We start from the raw sequence: 26,312 nt of genomic DNA on the forward strand, positions 1-26,312 counted from the left end.
CTTTGAACAATCTGGGTCAGGCGCTTCCGGGCGCGGCGCAAGCCGGCCCGGGGCCTTGAAGCAGGATGCTCAGCGGCGCTTGGCCATGGCATCGATGAAACGATCGAACAGTGGCGCGACGTCGGTCGGGCCTGGGCTCGCTTCAGGGTGGCCCTGGAAGCTGAACGCGCTCTTGTCGGTACGCTCGATACCCTGCAGGGTGCCGTCGAACAGCGACTTGTGGATGGCGCGAACGTTGCCCGGCAGGGTGGCCTCGTCAACGGCAAAGCCGTGGTTCTGGCTGGTGATCATGACCACACCGGTGTCCAGGTCCTGGACCGGGTGGTTGGCACCGTGGTGGCCGTGGCCCATTTTCACGGTCTTGGCGCCAGAAGCCAGGGCCAGCAGCTGGTGGCCGAGGCAGATGCCGAATACCGGGATCTCGGTGTCGAGGATTTCCTTGATCGCCTGGATGGCGTAGTCGCACGGCTCGGGGTCACCAGGGCCGTTGGACAGGAACACGCCGTCCGGGTTGAGTGCCAGCACTTCGCTGGCCGGGGTCTGGGCCGGCACCACGGTCACACGGCAGCCACGGGCAACCAGCATGCGCAGGATGTTCAGCTTGACGCCGTAGTCGAAGGCGACCACGTGGTACGGCAGGTCAGCGGCTTCGATGGTCGGGTGGCTGTCGGTCTTCAGCTCCCACACGCTGGAGCGCCACTCGTAGCGTTCCTTGGTGGAAACGACCTTGGCCAGGTCCATGCCCTTCAGGCCCGGGAAGGCGCGGGCAGCGGCGATGGCGGCTTCTTCGCTGATGTTGTCACCGGCGAGGATGCAACCGTTCTGAGCGCCCTTTTCACGCAGGATTCGGGTCAGGCGACGGGTGTCGATGCCAGCGATGGCGACGACGTTGTTGGCCTTGAGGTACTCAGGCAGCGACTGGGTATTACGCCAGTTGCTGGCCAGCAGCGGCAGGTCACGGATGACCAGGCCAGCGGACCAGACGCGGTTCGACTCGGCGTCTTCCGGGGTAGTACCGGTATTGCCGATGTGCGGATAGGTCAGGGTAACGATTTGCTGCGCGTAGGAAGGGTCTGTAAGGATTTCCTGGTAGCCGGTCATAGCGGTGTTGAATACCACCTCACCAACGGTCTGACCGTCGGCACCGATAGCTTCACCGCGGAAAATACTGCCGTCGGCAAGGGCGAGTATGGCTGGCTTTGTCAAGAAGACCTCCCGTAAATCAAGCATGAAAGGGCGATCGCAGGTTGCAAAAAAGCGGAGTGACGTATGGACACGTCACCCCGCTTTCATGTGCTGAATTCAATTCGCTGCGCGCTTTTAGTGGACACACTAAAGCTGTAGCTTACAGAAAAGTGCGTTTTCGGTCTACCGCAGATGTGTCTCTAAAACATATCAATGCGACAGGCTGACATCCGCGGCGCCTGCTTCGCGGGTAAACCCGCTCCCACAGGGACCGCGCAAAGCCTGAGCCCTGCATAATTCCTGTGGGAGCGGGTTCACCCGCGAAGAAGCCAGCACCGCTACAACGGCTCAGCGCAGCTCGAGCACATCCTGCATGTCGTAGAGGCCAGGCTCGCGCCCGTCCAGCCACAGCGCCGCTCGCACGGCCCCCTTGGCAAAGGTCATGCGGCTGGAGGCCTTGTGGGTGATCTCCACGCGCTCGCCTTCGGCGGCGAACAGCACGGTATGGTCACCCACCACATCACCGGCACGCACGGTGGCAAAGCCGATGGTCTGACGCTCACGCGCACCGGTCTGCCCTTCACGACCGTACACGGCCACTTCCTGCAGATTACGGCCCAGCGCCTGGGCAACCACTTCACCCATGCGCAGCGCAGTGCCCGACGGCGCATCGACTTTGTGCCGGTGGTGCGCCTCGAGGATCTCGATATCCACATCGTCACCCAGCACGCGCGCTGCGGTATCCAGCAGCTTCAGGCACAGGTTGACGCCGACACTGAAGTTGGCGGCGAAGACGATCGGGATTTCCTTGCCGGCTTCGGCCAGTTGCTGCTTCTCTTCCGGAGTGAAGCCAGTGGTGCCGATAACCATGGCCTTGCCGGCCTTGCGGCAGAACGCCAGGTTCTTCAGGGTCACCGAAGGGTGGGTGAAGTCGATCAGCACGTCGAACTCGTCGACCACCTTGGCCAGGTCGTCGGAAATCAGCACACCGATACGGCCCAGGGCCGCCAGCTCACCGGCATCAGCCCCCACCAGCGAGCTGTCCGGGCGGTCGATCGCCGCCGTCAGGCCCGCCTGAGGTGCCTGTTGCTGCACGGCTTCGACGAGGGTCTTGCCCATCCGCCCTGCCGCACCCATCACTGCAATACGTCGCATAGCCATTTCCTTGTCAGAGATCGCCGAAGAAGCGCTTCACGCCATCGAACCAGCCACTGGCCTTGGGCGAGTGGGAGCTGTCGCCTTCCAGCGAATCACGCAGCTCTTCGAGCAGCTCGCGCTGGCGGCGGCTGAGGTTGACCGGGGTTTCCACCGCCACACGGCACAGCAGGTCACCCGCACCACCACCGCGCACCGGGGCAACACCCTTGCCGCGCAGGCGGAACTGCTTGCCAGTCTGGGTGCCTTCCGGGATCTTCAGCTTCACCCGACCATCGAGGGTCGGCACTTCCAGCTCGCCACCCAGGGCGGCATCGGTGTAGCTGATCGGCACTTCGCAGTACAGGTGCTTGCCATCACGCTGGAAGATCTCGTGCTCACGCACGCTGATCACCACATACAGGTCGCCAGTCGGGCCACCATGGGTACCGGCCTCGCCCTCGCCCGACAAGCGAATGCGGTCGCCAGTATCGACACCCGCCGGCACCTTGACCGACAGCGTCTTGTATTCCTCGACACGGCCTTCGCCGTGGCACGAGGTGCAGGGGTCGGTAATGATCTTGCCCTGGCCGTGGCAGCGCGGGCAGGTTTGCTGCACCGAGAAGAAGCCCTGCTGCATGCGCACCTGGCCAATACCACCGCACGTCGGGCAGGTGGACGGGGTCGAGCCCTTCTTGGCACCGGAGCCGTCGCATGGCTGGCAGTTGACCAGCGTGGGTACGCGGATGCTGACCGTGGTGCCACGCACCGCTTCTTCCAGATTCAGCTCCAGGGTATAGCGCAGGTCGCTGCCACGCTGGGCGCCGCCACGCGAACCACCACGGCCACCACCGAAGAAGTCGCTGAACACATCGCCGAAGATGTCGGAGAAGTTGGCACCGCCGAAACCGGCACCACCGCCCCCCATGCTCGGGTCTACACCCGCATGACCGTACTGGTCGAACGCCGCACGCTTGCTGGCGTCAGACAGCACTTCGTAGGCCTCGTTGGCCTCCTTGAACTTGTCTTCCGACTCTTTGTCGCCCGGGTTGCGGTCCGGGTGGTACTTCATCGCCAGGCGACGGTAAGCCTTCTTGAGGTCTGATTCGCTGGCGCCGCGCTCGACACCCAGTACCTCATAATAATCACGCTTGGACATAGGTCATTTGCACCTTGTTGGGCGTCTGGCATCTACGCCGCGCCATCAGCACCCGCCGCTTGCCCACCCGGGCCACTGACAGATGCTGTAAAAATTCTCGAATTCCAGATACGCCAACGCGGGAGCAAGCCCCCGCGCGGCGACATCCTACCAGCTCACCGCCAAACGACGGTGAACCGGCCGACAACATGCAGGGATTACTGCTTGTTGTTGTCTTTTACTTCTTCGAACTCAGCGTCAACCACGTCATCGTGCTTGGCTTCCGGTTCGGCCTGCTGTGCGCCGCCCTGAGGCTGTTCAGCCGACTGCTCGGCGTACATCTTCTGGGCAACCGGCGCCGACACCTTGGACAGCTCTTCGACCTTGGCGTCGATGGCAGCCTTGTCGTCGCCCTTGACAGCGGCTTCCAGGGCGACAACGGCAGCCTCGATGGCGGTTTTCTCTTCAGCGGTAACCTTGTCACCAGCGTCAGCGACCATCTTGCGGGTCGAGTGAACCAGCGCGTCACCCTGGTTACGGGCAGCGGCCAGCTCTTCGAACTTGCGGTCTTCCTCGGCGTTGGCCTCGGCGTCACGCACCATGCGCTCGATTTCTTCGTCCGACAGGCCGGAGTTGGCCTTGATCACGATCGACTGCGACTTGCCGGTGGCCTTGTCTTTGGCGCTGACGTGCAGGATGCCGTTGGCGTCGATGTCGAAGGTTACTTCGATCTGCGGCACACCACGCGGAGCCGGCGGAATGTCAGCCAGGTCGAACTTGCCCAGCGACTTGTTCTGTGCAGCCTGCTTACGCTCACCCTGCAGCACGTGAATGGTCACGGCGCCCTGGTTGTCGTCGGCAGTCGAGAATACCTGCGACTTCTTGGTCGGGATGGTGGTGTTCTTCTCGATCAGCGAAGTCATCACGCCACCCATGGTTTCGATACCCAGGGTCAGCGGGCTGACGTCCAGCAGCAGTACGTCCTTCACGTCACCAGCCAGCACGGCACCCTGGATGGCAGCACCCATGGCCACGGCTTCGTCCGGGTTGACGTCCTTGCGCGCTTCTTTACCGAAGAAGTCGGCAACGGCTTTCTGCACCAGCGGCATACGGGTCTGACCGCCGACCAGGATCACGTCGTCGATCTTGCTGGCATCGATGCCAGCGTCTTTCAGGGCGATGCGGCAAGGCTCGATGGTACGGTTGACCAGGTCTTCGACCAGCGACTCCAGCTTGGCGCGGGAGATCTTCACGTTCAGGTGCTTCGGACCGGTAGCGTCTGCAGTGATGTACGGCAGGTTGACGTCGGTCGACTGGGCAGAGGACAGCTCGATCTTGGCCTTTTCAGCGGCTTCTTTCAGACGCTGCAGTGCCAGCGGATCGTTCTTCAGGTCCATGCCGGACTCTTTCTTGAACTCGTCGACGAGGTAGTCGATCAGGCGCATGTCGAAGTCTTCGCCACCCAGGAAGGTGTCGCCGTTGGTTGCCAGTACTTCGAACTGGTGCTCACCGTCGACTTCGGCGATTTCGATGACCGAAACGTCGAAGGTACCGCCACCCAGGTCATAAACGATGACAGTGTGGTCGCCCTTGGCCTTGTCCATGCCGTAAGCCAGTGCAGCGGCAGTCGGCTCGTTGATGATACGTTTTACGTCCAGGCCAGCGATGCGACCGGCATCTTTGGTGGCCTGACGCTGGCTGTCGTTGAAGTAGGCCGGAACGGTGATGACCGCTTCGGTAACTGGCTCGCCGAGGTAGTCTTCGGCAGTCTTCTTCATTTTCTTCAGGACTTCAGCGCTGATCTGCGGTGGCGCCATGTCCTTGCCGCTGGCCTGCACCCAGGCGTCGCCGTTGCTGGCCTTGACGATCTTGTAAGGCACCAGCTTGATGTCTTTCTGCACCACGTCTTCTTCGAAGCGGCGGCCGATCAGGCGCTTCACTGCGAACAGAGTGTTGTGCGGGTTGGTGACCGCCTGACGCTTGGCCGACTGACCAACCAGGATTTCGCCATCGTTGGCGTAGGCCACGATCGACGGGGTGGTACGCGCACCCTCGGCGTTTTCGATGACTTTGACGTTACCGTTTTCCAGCACAGAGACGCACGAGTTGGTGGTCCCCAGGTCGATACCGATGATTTTACCCATGTTAACTCTCCCGAAACTTGAATTTGGTAGCAGCGACTACTTTGGCCAACTGCGGTAATACTTGAAGGCTTGACACCTAGATGGGGATGCCCCGAAAGATTTCAAGCCTTCTCATTGATCGAGGGTTGTGGCGCGCTCGGCGCCTTGCTGACCACCACCATGGCGGGGCGCAGCAGACGGCCGTTGAGCAGGTAGCCCTTCTGGAACACGTTCAGCACGCTGTTAGGCTCTACTTCGGCGTTTTCCTGCATGGCCATGGCCTGGTGGTGCTCCGGGTTGAACGGCTGGCCGTGCGGGTCGACTGCTTCGAGGTTGTAGCGCTTGAGGGTGTCCTGGAACATCTTCAGGGTCAGCTCGACGCCTTCGCGGATCTGCTTGACGTGTTCATCGTCGGCACTGGAGTGCGCCAGGGCCAGTTCCAGGCTGTCGATCACCGGCAGCAGGTCGCCCGAGAACTTCTCGAGGGCGAACTTGTGGGCTTTCTCGACATCCTGTTCGGCGCGACGGCGCGCGTTCTGCACGTCGGCAACGGCGCGCAGCGCCTGGTCCTTGGCGGCGGCCAGCTGCTCCTCGAGTTCCAGGACACGGGCGTCGGCAGCGTTACCTGCACCGGTCTCTTCGACGTTAAGGTCTTTCTCGTTCAGCTGTTCGTCAGCCATGGGGTCTCTCCTGCGCAATTTTGTGGACTGCGAGCCAGGCTCGCCTTGGATGTCGGCTATATGGGGCCGGAAAAACCAGCTTCAAGGGGCAAGGTGGATTTCCCGGCCGCAACAGAATCTGCCGAGGGGCATTGGCAGGCCTGAAAAAAGTACTGTATAAATAACCAGACCTGACTTTCGGGAGCCGCCCCATGCTGGTGCACCTGTCCATTCACAACTACGCCATCGTCGAGCATCTCGACCTCGAGATCGCCCGCGGCATGTCCGTCATCACCGGCGAGACCGGCGCCGGTAAATCGATCATGCTCGACGCCCTCGGCCTGGCCCTGGGTGACCGGGCCGACAGCGGCGTGGTGCGCCCCGGCACGGACAAGGCAGACATCCTCGCCACCTTCGACCTGGTGGATATCCCCGAGGCGCATGCCTGGCTGGCCGAGCGCGACCTGGACAACGACGGCCTGTGCATCCTGCGCCGGGTGATTACTGCCGAAGGCCGCAGCCGCGGCTACATCAATGGCACGCCCTGCCCGCTCGGCGACCTCAAGGCGCTGGGCGAACTGCTGATCGACATCCACAGCCAGCACGAGCACCAGTCACTGCTCAAGACTGATACTCACCGCCGCCTGCTCGACGAGTACGCCGGTGCCGTCGACCTGGCCCGCCAGGTGCAGCTGGCGGCCAAGCGCTGGAACCAGACCCGCCTGGAGCTGGAGCGCCTGTCCAACTCCGGCGATGAGCAGCGCGCCCGCCATCAGTTGCTGAGCTACCAACTGGAAGAACTGGACAACCTCGGCCTGGGCGAACACGAGCTGGAGCAACTGGAGCAGGAACACAAGAACCTGACCAGCGCCGAAGCCCTGTTCAGCATTTGCCGCCAGGTCATCGACCAGTGCAGCGAAAGCGATTCGGGCAATGTGCTCAGTGCCCTCACTGCCAGCCTCAACCGCCTGGGTGCCGCCACCAACTCACCAAAGGCACTGGGCGAAGCGGCCAACCTGATCGCCAGTGCGCAGATCCAAGTCGAGGAAGCCGTGGGCGAACTCAATCGCTTCCTCGACAACTTCGACGCCGACCCCATGCGCCTGCAGGCACTGGAAGAACGCCTCGACACTATCTACACGCTGGCGCGCAAACACCGCGTGCACCCCACCGAACTGCCCCATCTGCAGCAGCAACTGATGGAAGAGCTGGAAGGCCTGAACGCCAGTGACGAGTCAATCGAGCGCCTGGGTGAAGAACTGTCGGCCTTTGCCCAGCACTATAAAGAGAAGGCTCGCGAGCTGAGCGCACTGCGCCAGCAGGCTGCCCAGCAGTTGGCGGTGGCCGTCGAGCAGGAGATCCAGCGCCTGGGCATGCCCGGCGGGCGCTTCTGTATCGCGCTCACGCCCAACGAGGGTGCCGACCTGTCGCCTCATGGCCTGGAGCAGATCGAGCTACTGGTCAGCGCCAACCCCGGCCAACCACTCAAGGGCCTGGCCAAGGTGGCGTCAGGCGGCGAACTGTCGCGCATCAGCCTGGCGATCCAGGTGATTACCGCTCAGACCTCGCGCATCCCCACCCTGGTGTTCGACGAGGTCGACGTCGGTATCGGCGGGCCTACTGCCGAAATCGTCGGCCAACTGCTGCGCCGCCTGGGCGAACGCGGCCAGGTGCTGACCGTAACTCACCTGCCGCAGGTCGCGGCACAGGGGCATCACCATCTGTTCGTGCACAAGGTGCGCAACAGCGACACCACTCACACCGCCGTGGCCAGTCTGGGCAAACGCGAACGGGTCGAAGAGGTGGCGCGGATGCTGGGTGGCATCGACCTGACCAAGGAATCCCTGGCGCATGCGCGCAAGATGGTTGTAAGCGGCAAGGCCTGAGCCCTCCATTTTCAGGCCTCTTCGCGGGTAAACCCGCTCCCACAGGATATTCACCGGCCCCGAAACCTGTGCAGCACCTGTGGGAGCGGGTTTACCCGCGAAGAGGCCTGCACAAACGACACACCTCTCAGCCCCAGAAAGCACAAAGGCGACCCGAAGGTCGCCTTTGCTATCCATAACGATAAGAATCGTTACTTCTTTTTACGCACGTACAGGACCAGGTTGTGGTCCACCAGCTCGTAGCCATGCTCGGCCACGATTTCGCGCTGGCGTTTCTCGATTTCGGCATCCATGAACTCGATGACTTCACTGGTCTCCACGTTGACCATATGGTCGTGGTGACCGCCATCGGCCAGTTCAAACACCGCATGACCGCCGTCGAAGTTGTGGCGAACCACCAGACCCGCTGCTTCGAACTGGGTCAGTACGCGATAGACGGTGGCCAGGCCCACGTCCTCGCCAGCTTCCATCAGCGCCTTGTAGACATCCTCGGCGCTCATGTGACGCTGCTCGGTGGAGTCGAGCATCTGAAGGATCTTGACTCGAGGCAGGGTCACCTTGAGGCCGGCTTTGCGCAATTCGCTATTTTCAACCATGGTCAGCTTTCTCGCCGATGCTGCTTCGCAGCTTCTCTTAATACGGGTATGATCGGGGTTTACGTTGTCCAGCCAAGATAGTGGAAGTCGCCCACCGATGCAAAACACCAAGCTCTTGCTAACCAGCCTCACCCTAGTGGGACTGCTCGCACTCGCCGGTTGCTCGTTTCCCGGGGTTTACAAAATCGACATCCAGCAGGGCAATGTCGTTACGCAAGACATGATAGACCAATTGCGCCCCGGAATGACCCGCCGGCAAGTAAGGTTTATCATGGGCAACCCGCTGATCCAGGACACCTTCAACACCAACCGTTGGGATTACCTGTACAGCCTGCAGCCAGGCGGCGGCAAACGCCAGCAAGAACGCATGAGCGTGTTCTTCAACGAAAGCGACCAACTGGTCAGCCTGTCTGGCGACTTCATGCCAGGCGTCAGCCGCGACCAGGAAATCCTCGGTGGCAGCAGCGACACCACGGTCAGCCCGGCCAACCAGGCAGAGCAGCCAACCGTGCAGCCTGAAGAAAAACCGGCCAAGCCAGGCTCGGTCGAAGAATCCATCCAGCGCGAGATCGACACCATCGAGACCACCCCGGTCCCGACGCCGGCTCCGCTGGAAACCTCGCCTCAGTAAGCGGCGAGCAGATACAAAAAAGCCCGGACCTGGTCCGGGCTTTTTGTTGCCGCTTTTTCAGTCAGGCATTCAGCTGCTTGGCACGCTGGCAGAACGCATCCACCAGCGTATTGGCCGCCTGGTTGAACAGTGGCCCAAGGGTTGCGCGCACCAGCGGACCGGCGTAGTCGAACGACAGGTCCAGGCTGATCTTGCAGGCCTTGTCACCCAGCGGTTTGAACACCCACAGGCCATGCAACTGGGTGAACGGCCCCTCCTCCAGGTTCATCTCAATGGACTGCCCCGGCACCAGTACGTTGCGCGTGACAAAGTGCTGGCTCATGCCGCCCTTGGCCACTTCAAGCTTGGCGCGCATGTGCGTGTCACTGGCTTCGATCACCGTCGAGGCCGAGCACCAAGGCAGGAACTGCGGGTAGCTGGCCACATCGTTGACCAGATCGTAGAGCGCCTGGGCAGGGTATGGCAGCAGGGCGGAGCGTTGAATATGGGTAGTCATCCAGGCGTCACTTCCAAGGCTGGGTGGCGGCGCTTCACAGCGTGCCGAAAACAGGTACTGTCCCCAAGACAGGGGCTGTATTGTCCGGTATTCATTGCAGTGGCTCAAGCACACCGAAATCCCGTAGCCGACAACGCGGCGACTGCCTATAATGCCGCCCCTATGGCTAAGCAAAAGAAACATCCGACCGGGACCATCGCGCAGAACAAGAAGGCGCGACACGATTACTTCATCGAACACAAGTTCGAGGCCGGGCTGGTCCTGTCCGGCTGGGAAGTAAAAAGCCTGCGAGCCGGCAAGGCGCACCTGACTGACAGCTACGTGCTGCTGAAGGACGGTGAAGCCTGGCTGTTCGGCAGCCACATCACCCCGCTGACCACGGCCAGCACCCACGTCATCGCCGACCCCATCCGCACCCGCAAGCTGCTGCTGAACAAGCGCGAGCTCGAGCGCCTGGAAGCGGCCGTGGCGCAAAAGGGCTACACCTGCGTGGCCCTGGCGCTGTACTGGAGCAAGCACCTGATCAAGTGCGAAATCGCACTGGGCAAGGGCAAGAAGGAATTCGACAAGCGCGACACCATGCGCGAGCGCGATTCCAACCGCGAGCTGCAGCGGGCGGTGCGGAACAAGGGCAAGGAAGAGTAATACCTCTTCTTCAGCCTGCTCCGGCCTCTTCGCGGGTAAACCCGCTCCCACAGGGTTAACACTGAATTCAGATTCGGTGCCATCCCTGTGGGAGCGGGTTTACCCGCGAAGAGGCCAGCATTGCCAATACAAATCTCAACGCCCGCTACGCCGCTCCGCCCGCGCCACTCGCTGCGCTTCTTCGTGCGCCTCCTCCAGCACCTCCTGCACATACAGAATGTGCCGGCTGGACACCTCCCGCGCATCCTCCGCCCTGCCCTCGACAATCGCCAGGTACAGTTCCCGGTGCTGACTGATCAGCATGTCCCGGGTCTCGGTCCGTTGCTGGTACATGCCACCAATGTTGGTCACCACGTTGCGCTTGAGCAGGTCGAACAAGCCCCGAATGGTGTGCAGCAGCACGGCGTTATGGCTGGCCTCGGCAATCGCCAGGTGGAAACACGCATCGGCGGCGCCCTCCTCCGCCCGGGTCACTTCGTCAGCCCTGGCATAGCAGTCCTGCAGCGCATCGAAGGCCGCCTTGAGCCGCGCCCGGTCCGGCTCGGTGGCGCGCCGAGCCGCGTAGTAGGCGCAGGACGCCTCAAGGGTATGGCGGAATTCGAGCAGGTCACGCTGCGCCTCGGCACTGTGCTCGAGCAACTGCAACAACGGGTCGCTGAAGGTGGACCCCAGGGACTCGGCGACAAAATTGCCCCCACCCTGGCGGCTGACCAGCAGCCCCTTGGCCACCAGTTTCTGGATCGCCTCACGCAGTGACGGGCGGGACACGCCGAACTGCTCGGCGAGGACGCGCTCGGCCGGCAGCCGCTGCCCCGAGGTCAGCGTGCCTTCCAGAATCATCCCTTCCAACCGATCGACGATGTCGTCGGACAGGCGCCGTTGGCGGACCTGATCAAAAACCATCACATGCTCTCCACAAACCCCCGGCAGATTTCAGGGGGCGTCTATTCTCGCCGATCCAGGCCGCGCAAACACCCATCAGGCAACGATTTTCCCAGCCCATCAGGGGCCCGCTCATCGGCACGCGACCAAAGTTTTGCACAGGACAAATTGACACACCCACGGAGACGCTTTTAACCTAGCGACCAGCCATTGTAAATTGGTCTTACCAATTATCCAATGCCAGTGCCTGACCAACAACAATTAGGGGCCACCCCATATGCAAACCTGGCAACAACTCTATAGCCCGCTTGGTAGTCTTGGCCTGTCCGCACTGGCGGCGGTCATTCCCATCGTCTTCTTCTTCCTTGCCCTCGCCGTGTTCCGCCTCAAAGGCCACGTGGCCGGCAGCATCACCCTCGCGTTGTCGATACTGGTGGCAATCTTTGCCTTCCAGATGCCTGTCGACATGGCATTCGCCGCCGCGGGTTATGGCTTCCTCTACGGCCTCTGGCCGATTGCCTGGATCATCGTTGCTGCGGTGTTCCTGTACAAACTCACGGTCAAGAGCGGCCAGTTCGAAGTGATCCGCAGCTCGGTGCTGTCGATTACCGACGACCAGCGCCTGCAAGTGCTGCTGATCGGCTTCTGCTTCGGCGCCTTCCTGGAAGGTGCGGCGGGCTTTGGTGCACCGGTGGCAATCACTGCCGCGCTGCTGGTGGGCCTGGGCTTCAACCCGCTGTACGCCGCCGGCCTGTGCCTGATCGCCAATACCGCGCCAGTGGCCTTCGGCGCCCTGGGCATCCCGATCATCGTGGCCGGCCAGGTCACCGGTATCGACGCCTTCCACATTGGCGCCATGACCGGTCGCCAGCTGCCGCTGCTGTCGCTGTTCGTGCCGTTCTGGCTGGTGTTCATGATGGACGGCCTGCGTGGCGTGAAGGAAACCTGGCCTGCCGCCCTGGTCGCCGGCCTGAGCTTCGCCGTCACCCAGTACTTCACCTCGAACTTCATCGGCCCGGAGCTGCCGGACATCACCTCGGCCCTGGCCAGCCTGATCGCCCTGACCCTGTTCCTGAAAGTCTGGCAGCCCAAGCGTTCGTTCGCCGAAGCCAAAGGCAGCGTCGGCGCCGCCGTGGTGCAGCCAAGCGGCAGCCAGCCAAGCCCCTACAGCTTTGGCGAGATCTTCAAGGCCTGGTCGCCGTTCCTGATCCTCACCGTGCTGGTGACCATCTGGACCCTGAAGCCATTCAAGGCGGCCTTCGCCCCGGGCGGCGCGATGTACAACTTCGTGTTCAACTTCGCCATCCCGCACCTCGACCAGCTGGTGATCAAGAGCGCACCGATCGTCGCCGCGCCAACCGCCATGCCAGCGGTGTTCAAGCTCGACCCGATCTCTGCCACCGGCACCGCGATCTTCCTCTCGGCGCTGATCTCCATGGCGGTGCTGAAGATCAACTTCAAAACTGGTCTGACCACTTTCAAGGAAACCTTCTGGGAACTGCGCTGGCCCATCCTGTCGATCGGCATGGTGCTGGCCTTCGCCTTCGTCACCAACTACTCGGGCATGTCCTCGACCATGGCCCTGGTGCTGGCCGGTACCGGTGCCGCGTTCCCGTTCTTCTCGCCGTTCCTCGGCTGGCTTGGCGTGTTCCTGACCGGTTCCGACACCTCGTCCAACGCCCTGTTCAGCTCGCTGCAGGCCACCACCGCACACCAGATCGGGGTCAACGACACCCTGCTGGTAGCGGCCAACACCAGCGGCGGCGTGACCGGCAAGATGATCTCGCCGCAATCGATCGCCGTGGCCTGCGCCGCCACCGGCCTGGTCGGCAAGGAATCCGACCTGTTCCGCTTCACCGTCAAGCACAGCCTGTTCTTCGCCACCATCGTCGGCCTGATCACCCTGATCCAGGCCTACTGGCTGACCGGCATGCTGGTTCATCACTAAAGTGAAAGGGGCCGGGCGCCATCGCGCGCCCGGCAATCCCCACACGCAACGCTGCGAGAATCCATGATCATTTCTGCCTCTACCGACTATCGCGCCGCGGCCCAACGCAAGCTGCCTCCCTTCCTGTTCCACTATGCCGACGGCGGCGCCTACGCCGAGCACACCCTGCGCCACAACGTCTCGGACCTGGCCAGCATTGCCCTGCGTCAGCGCGTGCTGAAGAACATGTCCGAGCTCAGCCTGCAGACCAAGCTGTTCGACGAAACCCTGAGCATGCCGGTGGCCCTGGCCCCGGTCGGCCTCACCGGCATGTACGCCCGCCGTGGCGAAGTGCAGGCGGCGCGCGCAGCGGCGGCCCACGGCATCCCGTTCACCATGTCCACTGTGTCGGTGTGCCCGATCGAAGAAGTGGCCCCGGCCATCGACCGGCCGATGTGGTTCCAGCTGTACGTGCTCAAGGACCGCGGTTTCATGCGCAACGCCCTGGAGCGGGCCAAGGCCGCCGGGGTCAAGACCCTGGTGTTCACCGTCGACATGCCAACCCCAGGCGCCCGCTACCGCGACGCCCACTCTGGCATGAGCGGCAAGAACGGCCCGCTGCGCCGCGTGCTGCAAGCCATGACCCACCCCGAGTGGGCATGGGATGTCGGCGTGATGGGCCGCCCACACGACCTGGGCAACATTTCCACCTACCGTGGCAACCCCACGGGCCTTGCCGACTACATCGGCTGGCTGGCCAACAACTTCGACCCGTCGATCTCCTGGAAAGACCTGGAGTGGATCCGCGAGTTCTGGGATGGCCCGATGATCATCAAGGGCATTCTCGATGCCGATGACGCCCGCGATGCAGTCAGGTTCGGTGCCGACGGCATCGTCGTGTCCAACCACGGCGGCCGCCAGCTCGACGGCGTGCTGTCCAGCGCCCGCGCCCTGCCGGCGATTGCCGATGCGGTCAAAGGTGACCTGAAGATCCTCGCCGACTCCGGCATCCGCAGCGGCCTCGACGTGGTACGCATGATCGCCCTGGGTGCCGATACCGTACTGATCGGCCGCGCCTTCCTCTACGCCCTTGCCGTGCACGGCCAGGCCGGGGTGAAGAACCTGCTGGAGCTGTTCGAGAAGGAAATGCGCGTGGCCATGGTGCTGACCGGCGCCAAGTCGATCAGCGAAATCACCCGCGACTCGCTGGTACGCGAACTGGGCGCCTGACCGCCTGCAAGAACGACCGCCTGATTGACCCGGGGCATGTGGCGCACAGACGCCACGGCCCCGCGAGGAGACTGCATGAGCCTGCCCGCCGCGTTCCTGCGTGATGCCGAGCGCCTGATCCCCGCCGAACGCCGTTTCGACGACCCCACCTCCACCCTGGCCTTCGGCACCGACGCCAGCTTCTACCGGCTGATACCCAAGCTGGTGGTGCGCGTCGAGTCCGAGGACGAAGTGGTCGGCCTGATCAAACTGGCCCAGCGCGAGCGCGTGCCGGTCACCTTCCGCGCCGCCGGCACCAGCCTGTCCGGCCAGGCCATCAGCGACTCGGTGCTGATCGTGCTCGGCGATAACTGGAACGGCCGCGAAATCCGCGGCCAAGGCGAGCAGATCCGCCTGCAACCCGGGGTCATCGGCGCCCAGGCCAACGCCTGGCTGGCGCCTTTCGGGCGCAAGATCGGCCCCGATCCGGCCTCGATCAACGCCTGCAAGATTGGCGGCATCGTCGCCAACAACGCCAGTGGCATGTGCTGCGGCACCGCGCAGAACACCTACCATACCCTGGCCGGCCTGCGCCTGGTGCTGGCCGACGGCACGCGCCTGGACAGCGAAGACCCGGCCAGCGTCGCCGCGTTCGAGGCCAGCCACGCCGACCTGCTGGAAGCACTGGCCCGCCTGGGCCGCGAGACCCGCGCCAACACCGCACTTGCCGAGCGTATCCGGCACAAGTACCGGCTGAAGAACACCACCGGCCTGTCGCTGAACGCGCTGGTGGACTACGACCAGCCGCTGGATATCCTGCAGCACCTGCTGGTCGGTTCCGAAGGTACCCTGGGCTTCATCAGTGCCGTCACCTACGACACCGTGCCCGACCACCCGCACAAGGCCAGCGCGCTGTTGGTGTTCCCCAGCGTGGAAAGCTGCTGCCGTGCGGTGACCGTGCTCAAGCGCCAGCCGGTTTCGGCCGTGGAACTGCTCGACCGCCGTAGCCTGCGCTCGGTGCAGGACATGCCTGGCATGCCGCTGTGGGTAAAAGGCCTGTCGGACAACGCCTGCGCCCTGCTGATCGAGTCCCGCGCCGCCAGCCAGAGCCTGCTGCATGAACAACTGCAACAGGTGATGGCCTCGATTGCCGACTTCCCACTGGAACAGCAGGTGGACTTCAGCGAAGACCCGACTGTTTACAACCAGCTGTGGAAAATCCGCAAGGACACCTTCCCCGCCGTCGGCGCCGTGCGCCAGACCGGCACCACCGTCATCATCGAAGACGTGACTTTCCCCATCGAGCAACTGGCCGAAGGCGTCAACCGCCTGATCCAGCTGTTCGACAAGCACCGCTACGACGAAGCGATCATTTTCGGCCATGCCCTGGAAGGCAACCTGCATTTCGTCTTTACCCAGGGTTTCAACAGCGCCGAGGAAGTCGCCCGCTACCAGGCCTTCATGGACGACGTGGCGCAACTGGTGGCGGTGGAGTTTGGCGGCTCGCTCAAGGCCGAGCACGGCACCGGGCGCAACATGGCGCCGTTCGTGGAGCTGGAGTGGGGGCAGGATGCCTACCAGCTGATGTGGAAGCTGAAGCGCCTGCTCGACCCAAACGGCATCCTCAACCCCGACGTGGTGTTGAGCGAAGACCCGGACATCCACCTGAAAAACCTCAAGCCGCTGCCCGCTGCCGACGAGATCGTCGACAAGTGCATCGAGTGCGGCTTCTGCGAACCGGTGTGCCCGTCCAAGGGCCTGACCCTCAGCCCGCGCCAGCGCATCGTCATGTGGCGTGACATCCAGGCCAAACAGCGCGCCGGCATCGACACCCGCGAGCTGATGCAGACCTACCAGTACCAGGGTATCGACACCTGCGCCGCCACCGGCCTGTGCGCCCAGCGCTGCCCGGTCGGCATCAACACCGGCGAACTGGTGAAGAAACTGCGCAGCCAGGCCGCCGCACACGAAAAAGCCGCCGACTGGCTGGCCGAACACTTCCACACCGCCCTGGGCGGCGCGCGCCTGACCCTGACCGCCGCCAACACCGCGCGCAAGCTGCTCGGCGCCCCACGCCTGGGCCGCCTGAGCGCCGCGCTGAACAAAGCCAGCAAAGGCCGCCTGCCGCAGTGGACCCCGGCCATGCCACAACCCCTGCGCCCGCTGGACTTCGGCCCGGCCAGCAACGACGCCCGCCCCCGCGTGGTGTACCTGGCTGCCTGCGTCTCGCGGGTGATGGGCCCGGCCTATGCCGACCGCGAGCAGAGCTCGCTACTGGACAAGACCCGCGCCCTGCTGGAAAAGGCTGGTTACCAGGTGGTGTTCCCCGACAACGCCGACAGCCTGTGCTGCGGCCAGCCGTTCGCCTCCAAGGGCTACCCCGAGCAGGCCGAACACAAACGCCAGGAACTGATCGCCGCCCTGCTGCACGCCAGCCGCGGCGGCCTCGACCCGATCTACTGCGACACCAGCCCCTGCACCCTGCGCCTGGTGCAGGACCTAAGCGATACCCGGCTGGACCTGTACGACCCGGTGCGCTTCATCCGCACCCACCTGCTCGAGCGCCTGGAATTCACCCCCCAGGACGAACCAGTGGCCGTGCACGTGACCTGCAGCACCCAGCACCTGGGCGAAAGCCAGGCACTGATCGACCTGGCGCGGCGTTGCAGCAAGCAGGTGGTAATCCCGGAGGGCATACACTGCTGCGGCTTTGCCGGTGACAAAGGCTTCACCACCCCTGAGCTCAACGCCCACTCGCTGCGTAGCCTGAAGGATGCGGTGCAATATTGCAGCGAAGGCATCTCCACCAGCCGCACCTGCGAGATCGGCCTGTCCAGCCACAGCGGCATCGACTACCACGGCCTGGTCTACCTGGTAGACCGCGTCACCCGGCCACGCAGTATCTGACCCTGTGGGAGCGGGCATGCCCGCGAACACCGGCGCAGCCGGTGCCATACACCGCGCTGCCTGTTTCGCGGGCACGCCCGCTCCCACCGGTACTGCACATGCCCGAGCCAACCCAATTCCATGTGGGAGCGGGTTCACCCGCGAACACCGGCATAGCCGGTGCCATCCCCACCATCATCTCACGCCGCCACCATCTCGATTGAACCCGCGCCAATCCCCCGCAGTCCACCCTTACAGGCCCACCTTCCAGAGGCCCAGAAGGAGACTCCCATGAAAGGTACCGCGCTTTCGGCCCTGTTCGCGGCCGCCACCATGCTGGCTTCACCGGTGTTCGCCGCCGAAGACCTGTGCACTGCCAACCTGCAAAAGATCGACGACAGCATGGCCACCGCCGGCGCCACCTCCGAAGGCCTGGACAAGGCCATTACCGAGCACGTCGACAAAGCCAAGGCTGCCCAGGCCTCGGGCGATACCAAGGAATGCATCGCCATCACCAGCAAAGTCCTCGAGCGCCTGGAAAAAACCGAGAAAGGCAGCGGTGGTAGCGGCACGTGAGCCCAGCGGCGGGCGACCGGTCCGGCTGTCGACGTCGCCCGCACAATGGCGTATACTCGGCCTCACGTACCGTAAGGTGCGTTAGCCAAGAGCTAGTGTGGGGCCGATCAGGATTCGACGCCGGTAGCGAAACTCTAGGTGCATGCCGAGTTGGTAACAGAACTCGTAAATCCACTGTTGCAACTTTCTATAGTTGCCAATGACGAAAACTACGAGGGCTACGCTCTCGCTGCGTAAGCAGCTGAGCCCGCTCTCCTGGTAGCTTCGGCTCCAGCAATCATCAGGGGATGCCTGTAAACCCGAAATGATTGTCATACAGAACAGGATCGTCGCGTAGCACGTTGGGGGCAAAGCGACTAAAACTTACCCAACTCGTCCAAAGCACCCTGCCCGTCGGGCGGCTGCGGATTAACTCAGTAGACACGGCTAAGCATGTAGTACCGACAGCGGAGTACTGGCGGACGGGGGTTCAAATCCCCCCGGCTCCACCAAATAATCCATACAAATCAGGCACTTGGCGAATTTCGCAAGTGCCTTTTTTGTGCCTGAATGGGCCGTTTTGGCTGGGGAATGCCAGCTTAATGACAGCCTGCATGATCACGATGCCAAAGCGATAAAGCCAGCGGCGATTCAATATGCTCACTCCACCAGATCATCATCGGCCGTCTCCGCTCGATGTGCAAAACCGTGAGGTCGACAAGGGACGTCTTTAGTCCAGGCTCAGCCAGAGTTTCAACTCAGCCCGGTTCGCCAACACCAACTGCTGGGCTTCAGGGCGGGCGTCATGCAGGTTCGGATTTACGTGAAATCGTTTCACTACGTACTTCGCCAATGCTTGTGAGCTTTTGACCACAAGCTGCCCATCAGTCATCGCGTAGTCCACTTCAATGATCGACCGTTGCGCTGGCGTCAGGCGCTCGTCCGGCTTGAAGATCACATCGATCTTGGTGTTCCACTCCACGTCGTGCTCGACACCATTTTCCGTCTGATCGTCGAGCAGCTCCGGCTCCCCTCGAAAACGGCTCAACACAAAGTCCCGATACTCCCGGTTCTTCTCGCAGTAAGCCCGCACGTGCCAACGCATCCCGGTGTACACCAACGTGTGCGGCGCAATGGTGCGCCCTTCCACTTCCGGGGTTTTGAACGACACGTACTCGATGTCCAGACGCCGCTTTTCACGACACGCCTTGAGCAGTGGCCGCAGCACCTCGGGCCTCACAGATCGATCGGGTACCTTCAACACTTCAGTGTGCGCGTAAGCCAGGTTCAACCCTTCGATATGCGGCGCACGCTCATCGTTGTGGTTGAGCAGGTCCAGGTAGGCACTGGCGCTGTCGTCGATGAACAACGGTTTGAACTGCCGGGTTGGCACGTAGCCTTTGATCTGCTTGTCGTAGACCAGATTCTTCGAGGCATAGTCGGTGATGTAGGTGTTGATGTCCTTCGATGCCTGCTGCCGGCTGATGCCGAAGCACTGCATCAAGTGGTTGGTGGTCAGGCGCCCCTCCCACCAGACTACCGTTTCGATCAGGCGGTAGCGCAGGGCAAGGTCCCAGCGGATTTGATCCATGCTTTGCTTATGTTTCATCGTGGGCCCTGAATGATTGGCAGCGAGTAGCGACCAGACGAATGATGTGTCGTGAAATCCTACGTGTCTGCTCAATTACGTTCAACATGCGCTAGACATGTAAAGTATTTATACGTATCAAGCAGGCGGTCGAAAATCTCCATTGCGAGAGTGCTTTCCTCTTGAGGCCACGCCATACGCGGCCTGCACGATAGCACATTGCCTTCACCCTCCTATCCACGCGCCAGCCAAGCGCAGGCGGGATCTGCACTAATCCTTTACCTGTACAAGTAGCCAATATAGACGTGTAGCCTTACTAGACATATCGTTTCACTTAACGGCAAACAGCCACTACTCAAGGAAGCGATAAATGGAAACCCTGCAGCTCGCACTGCTGAGCCTAAGCGGCATCACTCTGCTCGTTCTCGTGCTGGTGCACTCTCGGATTGGAGAGGTCTGGGATGTGGTCAGAAACGATCGGGACGTGCAGCGCATCGCTCGGATTCACGAGCACGAGAACAATGAGCTGCGCTCCGAGTTGCGCGCTGAACGTGAGCTGGTGGGGCAGCTCCGGCGTCAGGTTCAGATGCTGCTGGGAGTGGCGCCCGAGAGCTGAAGTATCCCGGGATGTGAACGTGAGCCAGCGCAAGCCTGGCTCACGGGTGGGGTACTGCCTACATGAATCGCTGCGCAAGTGGCGTGTTGCCTAATGCCTGGCTATCACCTGTCTTCGCGGTTTGCAAACGGATCGAAGGCAGGGTCATTCAACTTCAGAATGTGATCCCTGATGGCATTCCCTGTCAGCTCGATGAACTGCATATAAAAATCCTTGCCCAGCTGTAGCAAAGGTGACCCCTCCAAGGAGTCAGCGACGGCATCCAAGGTAATGCTCCCGAACTGTTCAGAGATGATCTCGACGCTGCGCTCACGCATTTCGGGCTTGTCATAAGGCTTCTGGTACCAGGTCGCGATCTGGTACTGGGCATCTTCTCTCTCCAGCGCGTTGTACAGATGGCTGGCCATCGCAATACTGGTTTCGCGAACCAGGCCGGGGTCGATATCACGCTGCTCAAGCAGCACTTCAACGGGCTGCCAGGCAACATTAAGCAAGTCGCCGATGGTAAAGCCGGGCATCGGCGGAAACACGCCTGGCGGCAGTTCGGACTGTGGGATTGAAGTTTCGTTGGAGTAATCGTGCACGAGAAGGTACTTGTCTCAGCATAATCTGGCGATTGCCAGATCCCTTGGCGCCGTTGTCTACGCGTCCTCAATGAGAGTAATCATTTGAATTGGTTGCGCGCAAGGAGCATGTAATGCAACGCGACCTGCCTCCAAAGCCGAACGTCGTTTCAGGCCACCCGGTTCACGATTGCTGTGCTCCCTGGAGGGTTGGCAGTGGCCGCCTCAGCAACGTGCCAACCGACACGGCAAACAGCAGTGCCGCTACGCCCGCAACTTGCAATACAGCTTCGAAACCACCCATGAACGCCTGCCGGGCCAAGGGAGCTACTGCTTGACGCAGGCTTGGGTCGAGCATGGCCAATGCCGCTTGCAGGTCACCTGCGGCAACCCGGGTAGCCATTGCGGCAACCTGGCCCGATTGAGCGGGCGCCACGGTGGCCATGGCCTCATGCAACAATTGCCCGCTGCGGGCAGCTAGCACACCCCCGAGAACACCGATGGCAAGCACGATCGCGCCGAACCGCGTGGTGGTGCTCAGGCCCGAAGCCATGCCGGTACGTTCACGCGGTACGCAAGCCATGATGTTCTTCTGCGTATCGCCATTGAGCAGCCCGGCGCCAGCGCCCAGCACCACGCTGGCGAGGGCGAATGCGCTATAGCCGCCGTATCCTGCAGCCCAGGCGCACAGCAGGTTGCCCGCCCCTACCAGCACCAGGCCCAGCGCAAACACCTGCGCCGGGCTCAAGCGTGCAGCCAGACGCATGCCCAGGCGTGGGGTCAGCAGCATGGCCACGGCAAACGGCAGCATGCCTGCGCCAGCAGCCAAGGCCGACAATTGCAGGCCGTTCTGCAGGTACAGCGGCAGCAGGGTCATCATCACCTGGGCGCAGGCAGCATAGGCAAACATCCCCAGCAAGGCGCCAACGAAACGCCCGCTGCGCATCAGCCGCAGGTCGATCATCGGCCGTTCCTGGCTGCGCTCGACCATGACGAACAGGCCGAACAGGAAGGCGCTGATCACCAGCCGCCCCAGGGTTTGCGCACTGCCCCAGCCTACCTGGTTGGCATCGATCATCGCCCAGATCAGGTAACCCAGGCTGCCGGCGAAAGTCAGGCTGCCCCATGGGTCGAGCCGTGCCGCAGCGCTGTCACGGGACTCTTCGACACTGCGCAACACCATCACTGCCAGCACTGCCACCAACGGCAAGTTGATGTAGAAGATCCAGCGCCAGCCAAGAGTGCTGGCGATCACCCCGCCCAGTAGCGGCGCAAAAGTGATGGTGGCGCCCATGCAGGCGCCCCAGAAGGCCCAGGCGCGCATGCGTTCCTGGGGTTGATGGAAGCGGTTGCCGATCGCGGCCAGGGCCGAGGTCAGCAAAAGCGCCGCGCCAACGCCCTTGGCTGCCCTGGCCAGGTCGAGGAACAGCAGATTGGGCGCCGCGCCGCAGGCTAGCGAGGCGATGCCGAACAGAGCCAGGCCGAGCAGCAGCATGCGCCGGCGGCCAAAACGGTCGGCAAGGCTGCCAGCGGGCAGCAGGCAGGCGGCGAAGGCCAGCAGGTAGGCGCTGACCACCCATTCAATATCGGCGAACGAGCCGGACAGTTCGCGCGCGATGCTGGGCAGGCTGACCGCGACGATGTTGGTGTCGAGAATGATCAGGGCGCAGACCAGGGAGGCGGTGAGCAAGGTGAAACGCGCAGAGGGCATGGTGAGGCTCCGGATGCATAGCGGGTCGGTTTTGGCGGTGTTATTGGCCTGCAAGATCGCCGGGCAGGCTTTGCCGCCAAGCCACCAGCCTTGTAGTGTTGGCCTCAACATAACGCCGCCAGCCCCCAGGCTTGTTAGCCCCGGCGGCCCGCGTCATTACCCTGTAGGTAACACCCATGGAAATCCGCCATTTCCGCTACTTCCTCTGCGTCGCCCGCCACGGTCACTTCACCCGCGCCGCCGAGCAACTGGGCATCGCTCCGCCCACCCTCAGCCGGCAGATCCAGGACATGGAGCGCGAACTGGGCGTGCGCCTGTTCGAGCGCAACCAGCGCGAGGTCAACCTCACCGCCGCCGGCCAGGCGCTGTTGATCGAGGCCGAACATGCCGTACGCCAGTTCGACGCCGCGCAACTGGGCGCGCAACGGGCCGCCCGAGGCGAAAGCGGGCGCATCGAACTGGGCTATGTGGCCTCGGCCGCTTACTCGGGCATGCTCCAGCAGCAAGTCAGCCGCTACAGCGAAACCTGCCCCGGTGTGCGCCTGAACATTCGCGAACTGCCCATGACCGAACTGCCCGGCATGGTCCGCGATGGCCTGCTCGACCTTGCCTATGTGCGCTCGCCGATGGAGCTGCCCGGAGAGCTCGAAGCCATCGCCTTGCACCAGGAAGGTTTCGTCCTGGCCCTGCCCGCCAGCTCGCGGATCAATGAAGTTCCGCAGATCCCGGCTTCGCGCCTGGCCAATGAAACCTTCATCCTGCCCGAGCAGATCTCCGGGACGCTGGAGGTAGCGGCACAAGGTGGCTTCGTCCCGAGGCTCGGCCCACAGCCGGGTAGCCTGGTGGCGGTGATCACCCTGGTGTCACTCGGCCAAGGCATCGCAGTGGTGCCGGAATCGGTGGTACAGCGCATCAGCCTGCCGCAGGTGAACTACCGGCGTATTGTCGACTGCCAGGCCAGCTCGTGGCTTAGCCTGATTCACCGGCGCTTCGAGAAAGCGCCAGCGACAATCAGCTACATCAAGATGATGAAAGGCTGAAAAAACAAAGGGCACCCATCCACTGGTGCCCTTTGCCCTACCGCCAGGTGAACTCAATCACCCCATCGAACGCACCGCCACGGGTTGCGCATGGCCCCGCGTGGTCACGATCCCCAGGAAGGAAATCACGATCGCCAGGCCCAATGTCGAGCTCACTTCTGCCCGGTGTTCAGGCGTGAACATCATGACCGCCAGTGCCCCGCCAATGAACAGGATCACCGCCCAGGTCAGGTACGGGAACAGCCACATGCGGAACTTCAGCTCGGTGTTCTCCCGCTCCAGGCGGCGGCGCATGCGCAGCTGCGAAATGGCGATGACCATGTACACCAGCAAGGCAATGGCCCCGGAGCTGGCCAGCAGGAACTCGAACACGCCCTTCGGCGCGAAGTAGTTGAGGATGGCAATGGCCGCGCCGATCAGCGTGCTGCCGAATACCGCAGCGCGCGGTACACCGACCTTGGAGGTCTTGTTGAGCATGGCCGGTGCGTCACCGCGCTTGGCCAGCGAGTACATCATCCGCGAGGCAATGTAGATCGACGAGTTCATGCAGCTGGTCACTGCCACCAGCACCACAAGGTCGACCATGAAGGCCGCGTTGGGAATGTTCATGATCTCCAGCGCACGCTGGTAGGAACCCACCACCGCCAGCTGAGGGTCGTTCCACGGCACCACCGAAATGATCACGAAGATCGACAGGATGTAGAAGGTGCTGATGCGCCAGATCACCGAGCGAGTGGCCTTGGCGATGTTGCGCGACGGGTCGCTGGATTCGGACGCGGCGATGGTCACCGCTTCGGTGCCGATGAAGCTGAACATCACGGTGATGAACGCCCCGACCACGGCCGACCAGCCCTTCGGCGCGAAGCCGCCGTGCTCGGCCATCAAGCCGCTCAGGCCACTGACCTCACGGTTGGGCAGCCAGCCCATCAGCGCGGCGAAACCCAGGCCGATGAAACCGAGAATGGCCGTGACCTTGAGAATGGCGAACCAGAATTCGAACTCACCGTACTTGGCCACGCTGAACAGATTGGTACCGGCCAGCAGCAGCACTGAAGCCAGGGCGAATATCCAGCTGTCCACCTGCGGGAACCAGGCGTTCAGCACATGCCCGGCGGCCAGCGCTTCGATCGGGATCACCAGTACCCAGAACCACCAGTACAGCCAGCCGATGGTGTAGCCAGCCCAGCGGCCGATGGCCTGCTCGGCGTAGGTGGAAAACGATCCGGTGTCCGGGTGTGCCACGGCCATTTCGCCGAGCATGCGCATGACCAGTACCACCAGGGCCCCGGCCACGAAATAGGAAATTATTGTAGCTGGCCCGGCTGCCGCGATGGCGTGGCCAGAGCCGACGAAAAGTCCGGCGCCGATGATGCCGGCGATAGACAGCATCGTTACATGACGTGGCTTGAAACCTTGGGCAAGGTTGCCATCAGATCCCACGGTGTTCATTGATGTTGTTCTCTTTTTGCTGACACAAGGATGGGCGGGCAGGCGTAGGCGAAAATATCTCCTTTGAAATCAAAAAGTCGACACGTTACTCGCGCTCTGTTGTTGATATTTGGCACGCGTCACAGAGCAACGTGTCAGTGCAGGTCGGGCTTCATTTAAGCCTTGCAGGGCTGTGGGTAATTACACGAGAACGCCCCGAAACTGTTTGATCACGACAGGGCATTTCCATTGCCGCCAGCTGTCACCGACGGCATGCCCGATCGCGTCACCGGGCCGTCTGGAGCTTTTGTTTTTCATTCGAGTGTATTGTGCCTGGGCTGCAAAGCAGCCCAGGCCGTTACCAGGTCAGGCAGATCTTGCCGAAGTGCCGGTTGCTCTCCTGATAACGGAACGCCTCGACGATCTGCTCCAGCTCGAAATGCTTGTCCACCACCGGCCGCAGGCCGTTGGCATCGATAGCCCGCACCATCGCCTGCTGCTGGGCGCGGCTGCCCACCAGCACACCTTGCAGGCGAATCTGCCGCACCAGCGCCTGCACCAGCGGCAACTGCCCGGCCACGCCGGTGAGGATGCCGATCAACGACACATGTCCACCAATGCGCGTGGCAATCATCGATTGCTCCAACGTCGCCGGGCCGCCCACTTCGATCACATGGTCGACGCCGCGGTTGCCGGTCAGCTCGCGCACTTTCTCACCCCAGGCCGGGGTGCTCTTGTAGTTGATCAGATGGTCGGCACCCAGGGCCTTCAGACGCTCCAGCTTGGCGTCGCTGGACGAGGTGGCGATCACCGTCGCACCGGCCAGCTTGGCAAACTGCAGGGCGAAGATCGACACACCGCCGGTGCCCTGCACCAGCACCGTATCGCCGGGCTTGAGGTGGTCGTCGCTCATCAGCGCACGCCAGGCCGTGAGACCGGCCGTGGTCAGCGTGGCAGCTTCAGCGTGGCTGAAGCCCTTGGGCGCCAGGGTGAACGCGGTGGCGCGAGCGGTGACCTGTTCACGGGCGTAACCATCGATACCGTCCCCGGGCACCCTGGCAAAGCCTTCGACATTGGCCTGGCCGTCGAGCCAGTCGGGGAAGAAGGTACTGACCACATTGTCGCCAACCTGGAACTCGGTGACGCCACTCCCCACCGCGACCACTTCGCCAGCGCCATCGGCCATGGGGATGCGCCGCTCGCTCGGGCCCCACATGCCGCTGACCACGGCGAAATCGTGATAATTGAGGGAGCTGGCGTGCAGGCGCACGGTGATCTCGCCGGCCTGGGGTGCAGGAGCCTCGCTGCTACCGACCTCGACCTTGTCGTAGCCGCCGCCGGGTTTTACGTAAATGGCCTTGCTGGTCATGGGTAGGGTCTCCGTTCAGGGAATAGATTGGGGTTCAGCATAGAC

General features: G+C 62.5%; 23 protein-coding genes and 1 other RNA gene. 10 read left to right on the plus strand and 14 right to left on the minus strand.

Annotated elements, in window-relative coordinates:
- Positions 1–69: 69 nt before the first annotated feature.
- The 5 genes from carA to grpE all read right to left on the minus strand — a co-directional run bounded on the left by carA (position 70) and on the right by grpE (position 6,260).
- Positions 70–1,206, minus strand: a complete 1,137-nt coding sequence (carA, locus tag ACIQYU_RS23400; RefSeq protein ID WP_063911795.1) for a glutamine-hydrolyzing carbamoyl-phosphate synthase small subunit — start codon at positions 1,204–1,206, stop codon at positions 70–72.
- 327 nt (positions 1,207–1,533) lie between these two features.
- Positions 1,534–2,340 (minus strand): 4-hydroxy-tetrahydrodipicolinate reductase, encoded by an 807-nt coding sequence (gene dapB, locus ACIQYU_RS23405; RefSeq protein ID WP_207834336.1) that lies wholly within the window; start codon positions 2,338–2,340, stop codon positions 1,534–1,536.
- Between the two features lie 13 nt (positions 2,341–2,353).
- Complete coding sequence (gene dnaJ, locus ACIQYU_RS23410; protein WP_063911797.1) at positions 2,354–3,478, minus strand: molecular chaperone DnaJ; 1,125 nt, start codon at positions 3,476–3,478, stop codon at positions 2,354–2,356.
- 197 nt (positions 3,479–3,675) lie between these two features.
- Entirely contained in the window at positions 3,676–5,601 is a 1,926-nt protein-coding gene (gene dnaK, locus ACIQYU_RS23415) for a molecular chaperone DnaK (protein WP_207834334.1), read from the minus strand.
- 101 nt (positions 5,602–5,702) lie between these two features.
- Positions 5,703–6,260 (minus strand): nucleotide exchange factor GrpE, encoded by a 558-nt coding sequence (grpE, locus tag ACIQYU_RS23420; RefSeq protein ID WP_207834322.1) that lies wholly within the window; start codon positions 6,258–6,260, stop codon positions 5,703–5,705.
- Positions 6,261–6,451: 191 nt separating this feature from the next.
- Here grpE and recN point away from each other — a divergent pair, with 191 nt between their 5' ends.
- Entirely contained in the window at positions 6,452–8,125 is a 1,674-nt protein-coding gene (recN, locus tag ACIQYU_RS23425) for a DNA repair protein RecN (RefSeq protein WP_207834321.1), read from the plus strand.
- A 191-nt stretch (positions 8,126–8,316) separates the two neighbouring features.
- Here the strand turns inward: recN and fur are convergent, their stop codons facing one another.
- Entirely contained in the window at positions 8,317–8,721 is a 405-nt protein-coding gene (gene fur, locus ACIQYU_RS23430; RefSeq protein ID WP_015271870.1) for a ferric iron uptake transcriptional regulator, read from the minus strand.
- Positions 8,722–8,818: 97 nt separating this feature from the next.
- Here fur and ACIQYU_RS23435 point away from each other — a divergent pair, with 97 nt between their 5' ends.
- Positions 8,819–9,352, plus strand: coding sequence for an outer membrane protein assembly factor BamE (locus ACIQYU_RS23435; RefSeq protein ID WP_085599585.1), 534 nt, complete (start codon positions 8,819–8,821; stop codon positions 9,350–9,352).
- Positions 9,353–9,413: 61 nt separating this feature from the next.
- On the opposite strand, the gene ACIQYU_RS23440 is transcribed toward ACIQYU_RS23435, so the two are convergent.
- Entirely contained in the window at positions 9,414–9,848 is a 435-nt protein-coding gene (locus ACIQYU_RS23440; protein WP_046613141.1) for a type II toxin-antitoxin system RatA family toxin, read from the minus strand.
- A 162-nt stretch (positions 9,849–10,010) separates the two neighbouring features.
- Here ACIQYU_RS23440 and smpB point away from each other — a divergent pair, with 162 nt between their 5' ends.
- Positions 10,011–10,493 (plus strand): SsrA-binding protein SmpB, encoded by a 483-nt coding sequence (gene smpB, locus ACIQYU_RS23445; protein ID WP_013974300.1) that lies wholly within the window; start codon positions 10,011–10,013, stop codon positions 10,491–10,493.
- Positions 10,494–10,628: 135 nt separating this feature from the next.
- On the opposite strand, the gene ACIQYU_RS23450 is transcribed toward smpB, so the two are convergent.
- Positions 10,629–11,396 carry an FCD domain-containing protein gene (locus ACIQYU_RS23450; protein WP_063911802.1) on the minus strand — a complete coding sequence of 256 codons (768 nt, stop codon included), beginning with the start codon at positions 11,394–11,396 and terminating at the stop codon, positions 10,629–10,631.
- Between the two features lie 256 nt (positions 11,397–11,652).
- Here ACIQYU_RS23450 and ACIQYU_RS23455 point away from each other — a divergent pair, with 256 nt between their 5' ends.
- From ACIQYU_RS23455 to ssrA, 5 genes are all read left to right on the plus strand, one after another.
- Positions 11,653–13,323 (plus strand): lactate permease LctP family transporter, encoded by a 1,671-nt coding sequence (locus ACIQYU_RS23455; protein ID WP_063911803.1) that lies wholly within the window; start codon positions 11,653–11,655, stop codon positions 13,321–13,323.
- A gap of 63 nt (positions 13,324–13,386) precedes the next feature.
- A complete protein-coding gene (lldD, locus tag ACIQYU_RS23460; RefSeq protein WP_013974303.1) occupies positions 13,387–14,532 on the plus strand; it encodes an FMN-dependent L-lactate dehydrogenase LldD in 1,146 nt (381 codons plus the stop codon).
- A gap of 75 nt (positions 14,533–14,607) precedes the next feature.
- Positions 14,608–17,418, plus strand: coding sequence for an FAD-binding and (Fe-S)-binding domain-containing protein (locus ACIQYU_RS23465; RefSeq protein ID WP_207834314.1), 2,811 nt, complete (start codon positions 14,608–14,610; stop codon positions 17,416–17,418).
- A 270-nt stretch (positions 17,419–17,688) separates the two neighbouring features.
- On the plus strand, positions 17,689–17,973 hold the full coding sequence (locus ACIQYU_RS23470; protein ID WP_207834306.1) for a hypothetical protein: 285 nt from the start codon (positions 17,689–17,691) through the stop codon (positions 17,971–17,973).
- Between the two features lie 99 nt (positions 17,974–18,072).
- Positions 18,073–18,464, plus strand: a transfer-messenger RNA (tmRNA) gene (ssrA, locus tag ACIQYU_RS23475).
- Here the strand turns inward: ssrA and ACIQYU_RS23480 are convergent.
- Positions 18,443–18,607: a hypothetical protein gene (locus ACIQYU_RS23480; protein WP_402802418.1), complete on the minus strand. Its 165-nt coding sequence runs from the start codon at positions 18,605–18,607 to the stop codon at positions 18,443–18,445. The genes ssrA and ACIQYU_RS23480 overlap by 22 nt on opposite strands.
- Positions 18,608–18,682: 75 nt before the next feature.
- Complete coding sequence (locus ACIQYU_RS23485) at positions 18,683–19,561, minus strand: YafY family protein (RefSeq protein WP_085625710.1); 879 nt, start codon at positions 19,559–19,561, stop codon at positions 18,683–18,685.
- A 349-nt stretch (positions 19,562–19,910) separates the two neighbouring features.
- Between ACIQYU_RS23485 and ACIQYU_RS23490 the strand changes: the two genes are divergently transcribed.
- Complete coding sequence (locus ACIQYU_RS23490) at positions 19,911–20,156, plus strand: hypothetical protein (protein WP_085625711.1); 246 nt, start codon at positions 19,911–19,913, stop codon at positions 20,154–20,156.
- 104 nt (positions 20,157–20,260) lie between these two features.
- Here the strand turns inward: ACIQYU_RS23490 and ACIQYU_RS23495 are convergent, their stop codons facing one another.
- Positions 20,261–20,740: a hypothetical protein gene (locus ACIQYU_RS23495; protein WP_207834299.1), complete on the minus strand. Its 480-nt coding sequence runs from the start codon at positions 20,738–20,740 to the stop codon at positions 20,261–20,263.
- Between the two features lie 163 nt (positions 20,741–20,903).
- On the minus strand, positions 20,904–22,430 hold the full coding sequence (locus tag ACIQYU_RS23500; protein WP_207834297.1) for an MFS transporter: 1,527 nt from the start codon (positions 22,428–22,430) through the stop codon (positions 20,904–20,906).
- A gap of 176 nt (positions 22,431–22,606) precedes the next feature.
- Between ACIQYU_RS23500 and ACIQYU_RS23505 the strand changes: the two genes are divergently transcribed.
- Positions 22,607–23,470 (plus strand): LysR family transcriptional regulator, encoded by an 864-nt coding sequence (locus tag ACIQYU_RS23505; protein ID WP_207834295.1) that lies wholly within the window; start codon positions 22,607–22,609, stop codon positions 23,468–23,470.
- Between the two features lie 57 nt (positions 23,471–23,527).
- On the opposite strand, the gene gabP is transcribed toward ACIQYU_RS23505, so the two are convergent.
- Both gabP and ACIQYU_RS23515 read right to left on the minus strand, forming a co-directional pair.
- The gene (gene gabP / locus ACIQYU_RS23510) at positions 23,528–24,919 is read right to left on the minus strand and encodes a GABA permease (RefSeq protein WP_207834293.1); all 1,392 of its coding nucleotides are present in this window, start codon (positions 24,917–24,919) and stop codon (positions 23,528–23,530) included.
- Between the two features lie 337 nt (positions 24,920–25,256).
- Positions 25,257–26,267, minus strand: a complete 1,011-nt coding sequence (locus ACIQYU_RS23515) for an NAD(P)-dependent alcohol dehydrogenase (protein ID WP_063911817.1) — start codon at positions 26,265–26,267, stop codon at positions 25,257–25,259.
- Positions 26,268–26,312 lie beyond the last annotated feature (45 nt).

The sequence above is a fragment of the Pseudomonas sp. NPDC096925 genome, from assembly GCF_044762545.1.
In the GTDB taxonomy this organism is placed as follows: Bacteria; Pseudomonadota; Gammaproteobacteria; order Pseudomonadales; family Pseudomonadaceae; genus Aquipseudomonas.